The following is a 15003-nucleotide window of genomic DNA, read 5'->3' as shown; positions in this document are numbered from 1 at the left end:
CTAGGAACCCTCCGCATGACCAAGGCACTGATCTGCATCGACTTCATCAACGAGATCGTCGGCTCCGACGGGAAGCTGGCGGCGAAGGGTTACCATGCGTTCGTCGAACGCCACGGCACGCTCGGCAAGCTCGCGGCCCTTCAGTCGGCGATACGCGCCGAGGGCGGCCGGGTCATCCACGTGCATTTGGGGTTCAGCCCGGACTATGCTGACCACCCGGCCGCCTCGCCCTTGTTCGGTGGCGCTCGCGCCGGCGGAATCCTGCAGCTTGGTTCCCGCTCGACCGAGATCGTGCCTGAGGTCGCTCCGCGCGACGGCGACATCGTCATCGCCAAGAAACGGGTGAGCGCGTTCTATGCCACGACGCTGGAGCTGACGCTCCGCAGCCTCGGGATCACCGAGGTCACGATCGCCGGGGTGGCGACCGACATCGCCGTGCAGTCGGCCGCCCGCGACGCCCATGATCGCGATTTCGCGGTCTCGGTGGCGCAGGATGCCTCTGCGGCGGCCTCGGATGAGGACCATGCGGGAGCGCTGGCCAATCTCAGCAAGATCGCCCGCTTGGTCTGACACCGGCCGGCGGCGCGCAGCGCCGCCGAAAATATGAAAAGAGGGCCGCCCGAAGACGGCCCTCACCACCGCCCGCTCTCAACCTCAGGTGGTGGTGACGCCGAGGTCCGGGTCAGGCGCGGCGTCCAGCGACCTTAGCACCTGAGGCAACCAGCGACGCCCCTCCAGCAACCCCTGGGCCGCCAGCGCCATGGGCTCTTTCTTGAGACCGTCGACCTGACGCAAGGCCTCCGGCCCCACGCCCTCCTCCACTGCCGCGAGGATGTGCGGCTTGGTCACCCGGCCGAGATAGCTTTCCACGGTCGGGGTCCAGTAGTCGGCCATGTCGAGCCCAAGCCGGATCGCCAGGGCGTCGGCCTGGTCCAGCGCCCGAGACCGGCGGCCCGGCGTCTGGACCGCGTTCAGGCTGAGCGCCGTGCAATGGGCGAGTAGACGGAGCTGTGCCTCCTGCGACATCTCCAGCACATGGGTCCAGAGCGCCGAAGCTGATCGCGGCAACTCAGCCGCCCATTGCGCGTGCCGCGCCTCGATCTCTCGCCCGGCCGGGCTGTCGGCGAGGCCGGGGGCGTAGCCCTCCAGGTGGACGCTCTCCAGCCGGAGGTCCAAGCAGGTCCCGAAGCCGCCGTCCAAGTCGAAGCACTGCAAGGCCAAGGCATGGACCACCGCCGCCAGGGCGACGTCCGGGGTCTCGCCGAGCGCATGACGCAGGGCGGCGGAACGATGGGCGGTTAGGTCGGCGATGAGCCGTTCCGGCAACGGAGACGGCCCGGCCGGCTCGTCCCGTTCGGCTGCGGGTTCATCGGACAGCTCGTCAGGCTCTGGGCTCGCGGGCTCGTCCTCGCGACGGATGAACCCCGCCTCGAGCCGCGCCGCGCCGTCGGGTCCCAGCACCACGAACACCCCAGCCCGGGCGATATCCTCCGGGTCATAGGCCACCCGCTTGGCGTCCAGCTCGGCCAGCTCCGTGTCCAGGTCGTGCAGCTTGGCGAGCGCGGCCTCGTCCTCGTCTTCCTCCAGCTCGGCGACCAGGGCGTCGTAGTCGGTGGCGAGCTGCGCGGCGCGCGCCTCATCCTCGGCCGGAAGCTCGTGGCGTCGGGGATAGATCCGGCCCATCTGGAAGGCCGATGGATGGTCGAGGCTGGGGGTCGCCCACTTCCACCCCTCCTGCAGGGCGGCCTCAGCCAGGGCGGTGAGCTTCTCCATCGCCAGCCGGTCCAGCAGGGCCGGGTCGGCATAGTAGCCGCCATGATCGTCGGCGAAGAGGTCGCGTTCGAGGACGCCGCCCGCCGCCAGATAGGCCTCGGCCCCGACATAGACCGCGCGCTTGTCGCGCCCCGACACCCGGTCCTCGGTCAAGGCGCGGCGGATAACCTGCGGCTCCTTGTTCCAAGAGAGGCCGTGCCAGACGGCCTCCTGCCGGGCGTGGTCGTCGCTCAGCGTGAAGGCCATCAGCTGGTCCAGGGTCATGCCGCCCTGGCGATAGAGCTTCATCAAGGCCGGGCTGACGGCGGCAAGCTTCAGTCGCTGGCGGACCACGGTCGGCGTCACCCCAAACCGGGCGGCGATCTCCTCAGGCCCGAACCCGCGATCCTGCGCCAGTTGTTGGAACGCCTCGAACTGGTCGGCCGGATGCATGGCGAAGCGGGTGATGTTCTCATCGAGGCTGATCTCGTGCGCGTCGTTGGCGAGATCGACCAGACAGCGAATGGGCGACGCCTTGCCGATTTCCTTGCGCTGGGCGCGCAACCGAAGCGCCTGACGGCGACCCTCGCCGACCGTGACGAGATAGTAGCCGGTGGGCAGGCCGTCGCCGTCCATTTCCGGCTCCACCACCGGCGGCTGAATCACCCCCTTAGCGGCGATACTGGCGGCCAGGGCTTCCACGTCGGCCTTGGCGTGCGGGGTGCGCCGGGCATTGCGCGGCGAAGCCTTGAGCCTGTTGAGCGGCACCTCGATCACCGCGCCGTGGCCGGGCCGAGATTGGATTTCAGATTGGGCAGTCATGGGAATAGTCCTTCCTGTTAGGGCGCAAGCGCGCCTCGCGCCTGCGCCCCTGCCCGTCGGCGAGACCGGGGGTAGCAAGCGCCAGGGCGGACCGCCGGGAGGGGAATCGCCCGGTCTGCACGGAGCCGAAGGCGGAGGAAGATCGGGGAGACCCGGCGGGCCGGCGGCCGCGAGGCCGCGCACCCTGGCGGGCGCGAGGGGCGGCGCCCCTTAGCTCTTTTCGGCTACCGCCCCAGGCTTCGGCCGGGGGGTCTGTCGCGCCATAGTCATCATGCCGCCTTGCCGGGGCCGCGCACGGCTGGCCTTGGCGCCAGGGCGGCGCGATCGCCAGCCGTGCGGACGGACGCCGCCCATGGGAGCCTGGCGGAGGAGGGGGCTCGCGTGCCGCGGGGAGCGCCGGATCGGCCGGCGCTCCCGAACAGCACGGGAGTTTTCAATGGTTCCTTCTGAACGTCAGCGGGCCACATGCCCGCTACCCATCGCCATGGGATGCGTCCGATGACGGACCAGCCTTCATCGGACACGCAGAGGATCCGCGCCCTCAACGATCAAGTCCGGTCGGCCGGGCCCACGCAATCGGCCCAAGCACGATGGCTGATAACGGCGGGCGTTCGGGCGCTAGGAGATGCCGCCACCACGGCGGCGGTTCAAGCGGTGCGAAGGTTCGAAACCTTCGACGCCAATAATGACCCGCACGGCGAGCACGACTTCGGAGCGTTCACCATCGTCGGCGAGCAGCTATTCTGGAAAATCGATTACTACGACCACGACCTGTCGGCGGGCTCACCCGACGCGGCCGATGAGACCCTGACCTGCCGCGTCGTGACCCTCCTGCTCGCGTCTGAGTACTAACCTCTGCGGCGGCCCTAAATGGGCCGCCGCTCCTCGTTGCCACCTCTGGGGTTGCTAGAGGCCGCCACCACCGGGATGGGAAGGTCGGGACTGGCGGCATCCACCGCAGTCATTGTGTTCATGGTCTGTTCCGAGTAGCCTGGGAAGGGCAAGAGTGAGCGGTTGATCCGAGTCTCTCGACGTTCGGCGCCCCGCTCCAATCTTTCCCGTCAACGGGGAGATGTCGCGAATGTGAGTTAGCCTCAGTCCACCGATTGCTACATTAGATAGCAGCATTACGCATCACACCTGAGCCGAGAAGGCGCAGCCATGACGTCAGACCCGTCCGCTGTCTATGCAATCACTGGAAACGCGCGGACCAGTGGGGGCGCCGCGGCCGGCGTCGCAGTCGCTGTTTTCGATCTGGATCGCGGTCGCCTTCCGACCTTGTTGGCCGAAACCACCACGGACACGGATGGGCGCTTCCGACTGACCTTTGCCCAGGCTGCCGCGGGCGGTCGCGGCGAGGGCGACGTCGAGGCCTTGATCGTGATCGGCTCGGTCGGCGCGACCCGCCATCGCCTACCGTCACCGATCAGTCCAGGTGACCTCGACGTTGGTGAGCTCACCGCGCCTGAAAGCCCGACGACTGAGACCCAGGCGCCTGGCGATCCCGACACCGATGTCGGGCAAGGCGGTCAGAGCGCGGGCGATCCGAGCGGGGCCATCGCCGCGCCCGCCGATCGTGATCCGTCCTCCAAACCGGGAGACAATCGCGGGCATGGACGTAAGAGCCGGGACCTGCTGGTCCCGCGGTCGCCATTCTATGAGGGCGCCTTCGGTCGCCTGTTCCGGAAGCTGCCGCCTTGGGTGCCGCCCGGCAAAACCGACGCCGAAAAGGAAGCCGCCATCCGCGCGATTTCTGCAACCATGTTCGAAGGACCTGACCAAGGCTGGTCTGCTCCCGCCGACAATCCCGCCATACCCGCCGCCTATACCTACTTTGGTCAGTTCGTCGACCACGACGTCACTTTCGATCCGACATCCAGCCTGACGAAGCTGAACGATCCCGATCGACTTCAGAACTTTCGAACGCCCAAGTTCGATCTCGATAACCTCTACGGGGAGGGCCCCGACGATGAGCCCTTCCTCTATGACAAGACCCGGACCGGAGCCTTTCTCATGGGTCCCGGCAAAAGCCCTGGCGAGGTCGACCTGCTCCGTAACCCACAGGGTGTCGCGATCATCGGCGACCCGAGAAACGATGAGAATATCATCGTCTCGCAAATCCAAATGGCCTTCCTGAAACTGCACAACGCAGTGCTGGACCGCGTGCTTTCCAGTGGGGAGCATCAGGGCCGCGACGCCTTCCACCAGGCTCAAAACCTCGTGCGCTGGCACTATCAGTGGGTCGTGCTCTTCGACTTCCTGCCGAGGATATGTGGTCAAGCGATCGTTGACGCTGTGATCGCCCAGCGGCCTGGCGGCGTGGGTTACGACATCGATCTCCAGTACTACCGCCCCAAGCAGACCTCCTACATGCCGGTGGAGTTCTCGGCCGCCGCCTATCGTCTGGGCCACAGCATGATCCGCCAGGCCTACAATCTGAACAAGATCGTGACGGATCGTCCGATCTTCACGGACGCGGCAAACCCGGGGGAACTTGACGATCTGCGCGGTTTCCGCCCCTTGCCAGGCTTCTGGACCGTGGATTGGCGCCACTTCGTCGATTTGGATCCGGCGCAGCCCGTTCAACCTTCTCGGCGGCTTGACGCCAAACTCAGCAAGGCCCTTGAAAAGCTGCCCGGGGGAGAATCCTTGGCCGCGCTCAACTTGCTGAGAGGCTTCCGCCTAGCCTTGCCTTCAGGACAGTCCGTGGCCAAGGCCATGGGTCAGACACCCCTCGACAACGGCGAGCTTGGCTTGGACCCCGAGCTCGCGGGACCCGAGGCACCCCTTTGGTTCTACATTCTCAAGGAAGCCGAACTGCTCGGCGGCGGAGCGCATCTTGGGCCGGTCGGCGGCCGCATCGTAGCTGAGGTCTTCGTCGGGTTGGCCAAGAACGATCCGAACGCCTTCCTCAATGTTGATCCCGCCTGGACACCCACCACCGCCTTCCAGGGCCGCCCGCTTGTTCCCTTCGACGGCCCATTTCAATTGCGTCATCTGTTCGTCCTCGCCGGCGTCGACAAGGATCCTTTCCCCTAGGACAACTGCCTTCTGCGCGATGCGGGGCTGCAAGCCGCGCGTCCTCGGCCGGCCCATGGACCCGGCCGGCGAGACGCAATCTCGCGGGGTCCTGACGGTCCTGCAGGCATCCGGGTACTAACCTCGCGGCGGCTCCTGCAGAGCCGCCGCATTTCGTTGTCCCGCCCACGATGTCGCGAAAGTCCGGCGCCATGAGGTCGGGCGCGCATCCCTCTACTCAGATGTAGCCTTGCCAAGGCTGGGGAGGCGGGTCCGCTGGCGGCTCGTTCGCTATCCCCGCGAGTTCCGAAGACGCCATCATCATGGCGCTGAACGGCGGGCTGGGCGCCCCATCGATCATCAGCTTCAGATAGATGAGGCGGTTGGGCAGGTTGAGCAGGTCCTCGACCCCGAAATGCGGCTGGAACTCCTGGGCCAGGACGAGGGCGTCCTCCGGTCCCACCCGGAAGCTGATCAAGGTGCCGGCGTTGCCGAGCACCGCATGACGGATGTCCGGCTTTAATTGATGCAGATGCTGATGAGCTAGCACCAAGCCCACCCCGTATTTGCGCAGCTCCGACATCATGTTGATCAGCGACAGGGTGGTGAAGTTCTGGAACTCGTCGAGATAGACCATGAAGGGCGGCCGATCCGCGGGCGTGTCGGCGCGCGAAAAGGCCGCGAGGCCTAGGGTCGAGACGATCAGACCGCCCAGGATGTGGGCGCTGTCCTCGCCGATCTGACCCTTGGAAAGGTTGACCAGCAGGATGTGGCCTTCGTCCATCAGCACCCGGAACCGCAGATCGACCGGCGGCTCCACTAGCAGCCGGTAGAGCATGGGATCGGACAGCAGCGCTCCTAGCTTGTTCTGGATCGGCATGATGGCCTCGGCCCGCATCCGAGGCGGATAATTCTCGTATTCGACCTTCCAGAACGTCCGCACCACGTCGTTCCGAATCCCAGGCACGAGGCGTTTGCGGAACTTGTCGTCCTGTAGCAGCTCGAGGATGTCGGTGAGCTGCGAGCCGTCCTGCTCCAGCAGGGCGTAGAGGCAGTTGCGCAGCACATGCTCCATGCGCATGCCCCAGGCGTCCGGCCACAACTTGCTCAGGGTCTCCAGCAGGCCCGACACCGCCAGCGGTATCTTGTCCGACCGCACCCGCCGTAGGGGATTGTAGCCGAACGGCTGCATGGGATCGGGGGCGTCGAGATAGGTCACCCGCTCCCGCGCTTCCTCCGGCAGCGAAGCGTACAGCCGCTCCACTAGGTCGCCGTGCGGATCGACCAAGGCGAACCCGCGGCCCGCCACCGCGTCCTGGTAAGCCAGGGTCTCCAGCAGGGTCGACTTCCCCACGCCGGTCTTGCCGATGATGTACGCGTGGCTCAGGCGATCGGCTTGCCGCCAGCCGAACGGCCGGAACCGCCGGCGGAAAGTGGTGCGCCCGACATATGATATTCCAGGGGCCACGCTTCCAGACTCGCGTGGATCCGTCGGAAACACACGGCGGGCGATGTGGCCGTGGAGGCTCCCGACTCCGGCGGGGATCGGGGCTTGGCCGTCGAAGTCCGATCAGTCGTGTTCGCCTCTCGATGCTCTTGAAACGTTGAACACGCGCGGTGGCGCTGGAGGGACCGCAGGCCGTCGCTTGTTCCCGGCTAAGGCGCTCCGAGCGCGCGACGACTGCGTCCAGGAGGCCTTGTCTCGACCCTCCCACTGCGGCGGCGCACCCAGCGTTAAACGCTGGCACGATGTCCCTCCTGACCGGTTGCCATCAGGGCTCCCGCGCATCCGTGCTAGATGTTCATAACGGGGGGTTCGATGGTCGAGCGCTTTCTTCGCAGACAAGACTTCCTGGCAACACGCGATGGCTGCCTGAAGGGGGGCGCTGCCGCCAATGAACGCGGCCGAGCGCTTAAGGAACAGTATCGCGCTCTACAAGCTGAGTTGCGTCCGAAGATTGACGCGTTACAGCGTCAGGCCGACGAGGCGGCGAGCGAGTTCAAGCAGGCCTATCAGGAAGCAAGCGCAGCCTATTCAAGCGACGAGAAGGCCCTTGTGCGAAGAGCCTTTCGCTTGAGGGCAAGGCAGCACAATCGCGGTGCGAGAGCTTGAACGGCCAGGTGAACGCCCTGCGTTCACAGCTGAAATCGCTTCAGGACGGGTATCAAGCCGCATTCGAGGCAGCTAGAGCGGCGCAACTCGGTGCCGCCGAGGCGGAGCAGAAGGCGAAAACGGCACGAACGACGAGGGTTGAGGTCGCGCACAGCGGCTTTCTGTCCAATGATGCCGTCGGGGCCATCCTAGATCTCTTCCCCCAATCCGTTGCGGCGCAGATCACCTCAGTTCGTTTTGACGCAGGCCTCTCCGGTCCATCGGGCACAACAGCGCGAGGCGCTACTTTGTGGGATCGAAGTGGACGAGGCCAAATAGTGGTCGGTCCGCAGCCTTCGAGGCTCAACCATCCGAAGGAAACGCTCGGCTGTAGTTTGTGATCCGACAATCAGAGGTGGCGAGGCGTTGGGAGCTGTGCCTTAAGTACTCTAGGCGGCGCGCCGATCGCTTTTAGGACCCGAAGGGCGGCATCGAAACCAAGGAGCAGGGCCATAAATGAACCAGGCTTATATCCGCACGGCTCTATTAACGGCTCTTGGGGGCCTCATCCTAGGCTGCATCGTGTTCCAGGCCAGTTCCATGGCCTTCGACTACATGAAGCTCCGACACTTCCCGCTCTATGGCAGTGCGGCGTCGCTTGGAAGCTACGCCGAGACCGTCGACCGATTAATCGGCGAGATGGACCAGCGGGGCGAAACAGTCCGAAACCTGATCCGAGATCGATCAACGATCGACATCGACGTGGCGGGCCGCGCCCAGGCCGCTGAAAGCGCCATAGTGGAAGCTCGCAATTTTCTTCGCCAAAACCTCACCTCGCAGCAGATTGCGAACTCACAGTTCGACAAGGCCAGCGTAAATTTCACCGGTACGGACGCGATCTTCCAGAAGTTCTGCTCACCATCCGCTAACTCCGCCGCGGGCGGCGCCGCCACGGCGATAGAAGGGGTCTCGGGGGCCGGCGGCGATACGCCTTCCTCGGCGATTACGGAGTCCAGATCCGACGCGGCGGCGATGCTCTCCACAACGCTCACGCCGGCGCAGTTGACGATGTTCAAGGCCGCCTGCGCCATCACCGTCGACTATTGCGATGGGGATGCGCCTCATCCGTCCGCGGGCCAGCGGGCCAAGATGATCTGCACCCAAAAGACCCTCCAGGCCGCCAATCGCCGCAAGGAGGCCATCACGGCCTTCAACTATGACGCTGCCAAGTACATCACTGACGTTCAAAGGCTCAGCTATCCGAGCTTTGCCTCAAGTGACGTCGACACGGCCATCGCGGTCACCGAAAGCTATCGCGCCCTCACGGGTCAAGCGCTCCGAACCCCTTGCGCGACTTGCGGCAGCCCTGTTGTTGGTGAGGCGACCGTAGGGGCTTCAAAGCCCGCCGTCCGATCGCTCCGAGAGCGCATCTTCACGCCATTCTGGGACTTCTGGCTCAGCCTCCCACTGGCGATTTTGTACTTGGCTCTCGGTTTCATCTTCGGCGCCATCGGCAGCCTTTCCAGCTACCTCTACGGCTTCGCCGCGCCCAACAGTGTCGCCCCGACCCCGACGACAAGCCCTTGGTTTATGTTCTCCGCAGGGGGCGGGGCCGCCATCCTCATCTTGCTCATCGTGATGGCTGGCTTCCAATTCCTAACCGTCGGAGCGTCTAGCCCCGACCTGGCCTACCCGAACCCACTCACCGTGTGCGCGCTTAGCGTTGTGGTCGGCCTGCGCGGCGACCGGGTCCTTAGCGCCTTACAGGATTGGACAGGTCGGATGTTTTCGTCGAATCCGCCACCTGGCGGGCCTCACGCCAGTGGCGGGGCCGGCTCCGGAGGGGCCGGTGCAGGCGGCGGGGGCGGGGGCGCCGCGACGACCTAGGCGGCGAGGCACGCCGCGCGGGTGTTTCAGGCTGGAGAAGTGGATGGCGACGATGGCGAATAAGCGGCTGGTGTTTTGTTTTGACGGGACCAGCAACACGCTGGATCGGGACTACCCAACCAATGTTGCCACTACGGCCGCGGCTGTGCGCAACACCTCCAAGACTGGTCCACAGATCGTCTACTATGACGAAGGGGTAGGATCGACGCGTAAGGACGCCTTGGCAGGCGGCGCCTTCGGCGCCGGCCTCTATGACAAGGTCATCGAGGCCTACAAGTTCCTCGTCTTCAACCATGAACCTAACGATGAGATATTCATCTTCGGCTTTTCGCGCGGCGCCTACACTGCCCGCTCTTTCGCCGGCCTCATCCACCATGTCGGCGTTGTGAACAGCTGCTTTGCGGACAAGATCAAGGTGGCGACCGCCCTTTATCAGAGCCGCGGGAAAGATCCGGCGGACGGGCTTGAGGTGCTCAACCGGTTCAGAGCCGAGTTCGTAACCGACTGTTGCGCCAGCGACGAGGATCGCGCGTGGCGGGAAGGCAATCTCGCGGCCTTCGACCCTGCCCAGACACCGGTGGTCCGTATCCGCTATGTAGGTGTCTGGGACACCGTGAAGACAATCGGTTCTGGCTTATTCGGCGACCGCGACGATGACGGTGCGTATGACGCAGCCGAATTCCATGACCATCGGCTCCACAGTTCCGTGGAATCCGCCCGGCACGCCGTGGCGCTCGACGAGCGCCGCAAGAAGTTTGACGTCACACTCTGGGACAATGTTGACAAACTGAACCGGGATAAGGGCTTCAAGATTGATGACCCGGCGCGACCGTACCAGCAGGTCTGGTTTCCGGGCGACCACGGCTCGGTGGGCGGGGGTGGCGACGTTCGCGGGCTGTCCGACGAGGGGCTCGAATGGGTGCTCGAGGGTGCCAAGGAAGCTGATCTCGAGCTGGACACCTCTACGGTCTCGCGCATCTGGGGCGTGAAGCCAGATGTCCTCGCACCTCTGGAGAATGCCTCGAACGTCGGCTGGACCCCAGCCGAGATCGCCATGCGATTGCTACCGCGGGAGGACCGCAAGGGACCCCAGGGGCTGCACGAGGTCTCGCGCAGCGCGATCATCCGCTCGGCCGCGCCCGGAGACCTGACGCCGGAGAAGGCGCCCTATCGACCAAAGTCGCTCAAGTCAGTCGCCGCGGGCATTGGGGCGATCGAGAGCTTCGAGCCATGGGAATTTCAAGTCCGAGGGTCATACGGCGTGCCTGGCGAGAAGGTCGCCAACATTAAGGCGGGCACCCGCGAGTTTCGGAGGTACGTCGTCGCTCCAGGAGACCAGCTGGCGAAGATCGCCAAGGTTCTACTCGGCGATCCAGCACGACGCGTCGAAATTCTCGCACTCAACAGGACAACCATCCTTGATCCCGACCGTCTCTATGTTGGCCAGGTGATCAATGTCCCGCTTGCCTAACGGGAGCATATTCGAGACACAGTGCGTGTGCGCCGCCTTCTAGCTGCCGCCACCAAATGTGAAGCTGAGCTGACTTGGAATGAACGGCTCACCCTGCGGGAGTCGCGAAATACCACTCAGGTCAGCCTACTGATCGCATCAGGGCTTGACACAACCTTATGGTCGGCAAAACGTTGACACGCGCCTGAGCTTTATTGCCCGATCGGCAGAGACGGCGGCATCCTCCAGTAACAGTAAGTCGGCGCGTATCTTCGCGTCGGACGTATTCGTTTAGTTGGGAGAACATCGTGGCTAGTGAAGTCTATCAGAAATTCGTCAAAGAACTGACAGAGGACTTCCCTCTTGGTGACGCTGCCGCAGACTTTCCCGCACTCTCCGTCCCGTTGGACGATGGTGTGCAAGATCTGATTCAGAACGCCCTGGCCGCGGTCGGAGAGGCGGCCAATCCACTGTATGTCGAAGATCTTCTCAATGATTGCATGGTGCGGATCGGCAACTGCCTCAGCCTTCGAGATCGGGCCTACGATCTTGAAGTTCGTGCCGTCGGTGACGCTTTGGCCTACCGCGTCGAGAAGGCCGCTCTCGACCTGCAGAACAAGTCACTTGCCGTCCTGGGCCCGCACCAAGGCAAGCTCCTTCAGAACGCCATCGGCCTTGCTGTGGGAGACAAAGTCATTGCGCCCCAAAGTCTCGATGAAACTGCTTGGAAGGAACTTGAAGTCCTGCAAAGAGGGATGAACGCAGCAGTCACGACGGCGCTGGGCGTACGAAAGGCCAAGGCATCCGAGGATGGAAACGGTTCAAACTATTCACAACGATTTGCGTTTGTGAAGTCACTATTTGATCTCAACATCGTAGAAGCCTATCTTCGCTGCAGAGTATGCCGAGCCGGTTTGAAAGAAATCTATAAAATAGATCTGGAACTTCCGGCGCCCTCACCGACTGGTTACCTGGATAAGCTGGCAAAATGGGCACAGGAGGCATCTGATAAGCTCGATCGCGAGTTGGACTCGCGATCCATTGGCAATGCGATTTTCGCACTCTCGTCAGACGATGAGGCAGCAACAGATTTGTGGCTGATGGCCAAGGGCGAGTATGAAGCCGGGGTAGCCGCACGTCATATCCCGTTCAGACTGACGTCTTCAAACTTCGAACGTCTCGGCATGAAGGATGTGCTCCTCCGATCAGTGAGAATTCAGGCGCGTCCAGTGGACGATACGAAGACTCGCGTGTGGCAGGCCGTGTTGGCCTTGCCTCATAACAACTTGACGAGGCGGATCGAGAAATTCGCTGCAGCCATGTCAAGCAGCTATCAAGATCTTGCGGAGGCCGAGACTGTCGTTCGCGGGGTTCACAATATCTCACCCATTGGTCAGTGGGCGATCGACACTCTGTCTGCCAAGTCGCTGACCGGAGAACCGACGACAAAGGAGAGTCTGAAGAACATATATGTGATGCTTCGCGTCTCCTACAGGCCATTGTAATGCTTGTTCCGAGCAGAGCCGAGCGTCTCGAAGCTCGGGCCGCGATTGGCTCAGGCCGTGGTTCACATGCCGGTGGCTCCCGTTCAGCCGAGATGATTTCAGCGTCCACTGGAGAGGTTGCTCGTCACGAAAAGGAGGCAGCCCGGCACTCGAGCGACGCAGCCGCTGCAAGAGCCGTTGAAAAGGCGCTCAACCGAACCTCCGTTGGCCTCGGCGCAACTGCGGGCATAGTGGGAAGAGCTCCTCATCCTGGGGCCAAGGCAGTGGGAATAACTCTTGCCGTCGGCGCAGGGGCAGCGAAGGTGGGCGCGCTCAAAGCTGGCGAAGTCGCTGATGATAATGAAAAAGCCGCCCAAGAGGCCCGGGCGTCCGCCGAGCGAGCGCGGAAAGAAGCGGCACGAAAGCAGAGTGAGGAGCGCAAACGCAAAGAGACAGAAAGAGCAGAGCGGGGGCGCGATCGTGCGTTCGCCATCGACCGCGAGACCCGCGCCTTCGAGCGAGCGGAGCGATTTAGTCGTACCTGCTGAGGCACCTGCTCTTCGGGGCCGGATGCCGCATTCATCGTCTTCACCTAAATGGACTGGAACGGACGTGTTGGCGAGGCGGTGGTGCCCCTAATCTCAAGCTCATGATTGACGGGACGCCGAGCCGGCCATTCAGCGCGAGGACGCTTGCATGGTCGTGCGGTACAATAATGAGACCGCCATGTTGAATGCTCGGCATATCCTCGCTCTGGTTGGCTGCGCCTTGATAGTTACCTTTACGGCGTGGGCCCTGACGATCGGGCCGCTATCGAGCGTTCCAACACCTACAGAAACTGGGCGTGTGACGCCTCACGCCCCTCAAGCGATAATTGACTTTGCCGCGACGCTCCAGCCTGACGCGGAGGAACTGCGCGATGTGCTGTCAGAGTTTCAACCCGAGGAAAATTCAGGCCAGCAAGTCAGTTACCAGGCGTTCGACCTCAACGGGGATGGGGCGAGGGAGCGCTTCTTCTACATTTCGGGGGCTAGCAGTTGCGGAACCGGCAACTGCGCTATTCGCGTTTTTAGCGGTCCCTACGGCGCAAGACCGCCGATATTTGAAATTTCGTCCGGCCCTCTTATCTACGTGGTTAAGACCAAGACGAACGGGTTCTTCGACTTAGCGACCCCGATGACCGGGGAACGAGCGGGCGAGTTCAGAATTTGGCGTTGGAACGGTCAAACATACGACTAGGGAAGGTCGGGGGCGATGGCGAAGACCTACAAGCAGTTTCTGGATGCGCTCGGCCAAAAAGAGTCAGGCGGTAGCTATACGGCCGTAAATTCCTACGGCTATCTCGGAAAATACCAGTTTAGCGAACAGTCTCTCATCGACATCGGCATGTTCCGAAACGATGGCACGTCGAAGCTGGACTTCAAGACCGCCTACTGGACCGGCAAGTATGGGATCGATAGCAAGGCCGAGTTCCTGAGCACCCCGGCGGCCCAGGAAAACGCCATCCGCGATCTGATGGCGAAGCAGTATTCGTATCTTGATGACTATCTGCAGTACGACGGACAGACGCTGAACGGGATCAAGATCACGCTCTCTGGCATGCTGGCGGGCGCACACCTTGTCGGCAATGGCACAGAGCGCAAGTTCTTGGATGCCGGAGCCCACGGCAAAGCTCCGGTCGACGGGAACGGCACTAGCATCGTCGACTACATAAACAAGTTCGGCGGGTACGAGACCCCCTTCAAGGTCGACCACGGTCGGGCGGAAACCATTCGCGGCGGCGACGGCAAGGACGTCCTCAACGGTCTGGGCGGCAACGACGTGCTCTATGGAAATGGAGGTAACGACCAGCTGTTCGGTGGCGACGGGAGCGACACGCTGATCGGCGGTGGCGGCACGGACGTGATCACGCCGGGCGCGGGTCGGGACGTGATCCGCATCGACAAGCTCTCGGACACCAGGCCGGGCTATGGCGAACGCGATGCAGTGTCCGGCTTCGAGCACGGACGCGACAAGTTTGACTTTTCGCGGTTGGATTCGAACCCGAACAAGGCCGGCGTGCAGCACGATTGGAAGTTCATCGGCGATTCGCCGTTCCATCGAAACGTCGGCGCCGAAATCCGATTTGAGAACGGCATCCTGCAAATCAATGTCGATGGGGACCGCACTGCTGATGCGGAAATCGTTGTTACAGGAGGCACCGTGACGGCCTCGGATATCATCTTCTCATAGGTCACCGTGACCAACCGCGCGCTGTCGCGTTGTCGCTCAGGCTTCGCGAGACCTTCGTCATCGAGAAGCTTGAGCTCGATGACCGCATCGCCAAGCAGAAAGTCCGCGCCAGGCTCGCTGCGACGATCCGCGTCTAGATGAGCCCGGCAGCCGCCGGCAGCCTCGATCATTTCGAGCAAAACGGCTTCTGTCAGGGGGCGAATCTGGAACTCGTCCACGCCGCCAGCCTAGCAAGGCAGCGGACTTGTGTATCACTATCAGAGGTC

10 protein-coding genes are annotated in these 15003 nt (G+C 63.1%); 8 read left to right on the top strand and 2 right to left on the bottom strand.

Going from position 1 to position 15003, the window contains the following annotated elements; translation table 11 throughout:
• Positions 1–15 precede the first annotated feature (15 nt).
• Positions 16–570 (top strand): cysteine hydrolase family protein, encoded by a 555-nt coding sequence (locus M9M90_RS01005; protein WP_254835304.1) that lies wholly within the window; start codon positions 16–18, stop codon positions 568–570.
• Positions 571–654: 84 nt separating this feature from the next.
• Here the strand turns inward: M9M90_RS01005 and M9M90_RS01000 are convergent, their stop codons facing one another.
• Entirely contained in the window at positions 655–2574 is a 1920-nt protein-coding gene (locus tag M9M90_RS01000) for a ParB/RepB/Spo0J family partition protein (protein WP_254835303.1), read from the bottom strand.
• Between the two features lie 498 nt (positions 2575–3072).
• Here M9M90_RS01000 and M9M90_RS00995 point away from each other — a divergent pair, with 498 nt between their 5' ends.
• Together M9M90_RS00995 and M9M90_RS00990 are read left to right on the top strand one after the other, a co-directional pair.
• Positions 3073–3426: a DUF3768 domain-containing protein gene (locus tag M9M90_RS00995; protein ID WP_254835302.1), complete on the top strand. Its 354-nt coding sequence runs from the start codon at positions 3073–3075 to the stop codon at positions 3424–3426.
• A 309-nt stretch (positions 3427–3735) separates the two neighbouring features.
• On the top strand, positions 3736–5613 hold the full coding sequence (locus M9M90_RS00990; RefSeq protein ID WP_254835301.1) for a heme peroxidase family protein: 1878 nt from the start codon (positions 3736–3738) through the stop codon (positions 5611–5613).
• 217 nt (positions 5614–5830) lie between these two features.
• On the opposite strand, the gene M9M90_RS00985 is transcribed toward M9M90_RS00990, so the two are convergent.
• Positions 5831–7060 (bottom strand): type IV secretory system conjugative DNA transfer family protein, encoded by a 1230-nt coding sequence (locus M9M90_RS00985; RefSeq protein ID WP_254835300.1) that lies wholly within the window; start codon positions 7058–7060, stop codon positions 5831–5833.
• A gap of 1140 nt (positions 7061–8200) precedes the next feature.
• Here M9M90_RS00985 and M9M90_RS00980 point away from each other — a divergent pair.
• The 5 genes from M9M90_RS00980 (at position 8201) to M9M90_RS21180 (ending at position 14737) form a co-directional block, all read left to right on the top strand.
• Positions 8201–9571 (top strand): hypothetical protein, encoded by a 1371-nt coding sequence (locus M9M90_RS00980; protein WP_254835299.1) that lies wholly within the window; start codon positions 8201–8203, stop codon positions 9569–9571.
• 43 nt (positions 9572–9614) lie between these two features.
• A complete protein-coding gene (locus M9M90_RS00975) occupies positions 9615–11042 on the top strand; it encodes a phospholipase effector Tle1 domain-containing protein (RefSeq protein WP_254835298.1) in 1428 nt (475 codons plus the stop codon).
• Between the two features lie 287 nt (positions 11043–11329).
• Complete coding sequence (locus M9M90_RS00970; protein ID WP_254835297.1) at positions 11330–12526, top strand: hypothetical protein; 1197 nt, start codon at positions 11330–11332, stop codon at positions 12524–12526.
• Positions 12527–13201: 675 nt separating this feature from the next.
• Positions 13202–13744 carry a hypothetical protein gene (locus M9M90_RS00965; RefSeq protein WP_254835296.1) on the top strand — a complete coding sequence of 181 codons (543 nt, stop codon included), beginning with the start codon at positions 13202–13204 and terminating at the stop codon, positions 13742–13744.
• Between the two features lie 15 nt (positions 13745–13759).
• Positions 13760–14737 (top strand): M10 family metallopeptidase C-terminal domain-containing protein, encoded by a 978-nt coding sequence (locus M9M90_RS21180; RefSeq protein WP_305885131.1) that lies wholly within the window; start codon positions 13760–13762, stop codon positions 14735–14737.
• Positions 14738–15003: the final 266 nt, after the last annotated feature.

Source organism: Phenylobacterium sp. LH3H17, assembly GCF_024298925.1.
In the GTDB taxonomy this organism is placed as follows: Bacteria; Pseudomonadota; Alphaproteobacteria; order Caulobacterales; family Caulobacteraceae; genus Phenylobacterium.
Note: the sequence above shows the minus strand (reverse complement) of the source record. Positions and strands in the feature narration are given on the sequence as shown.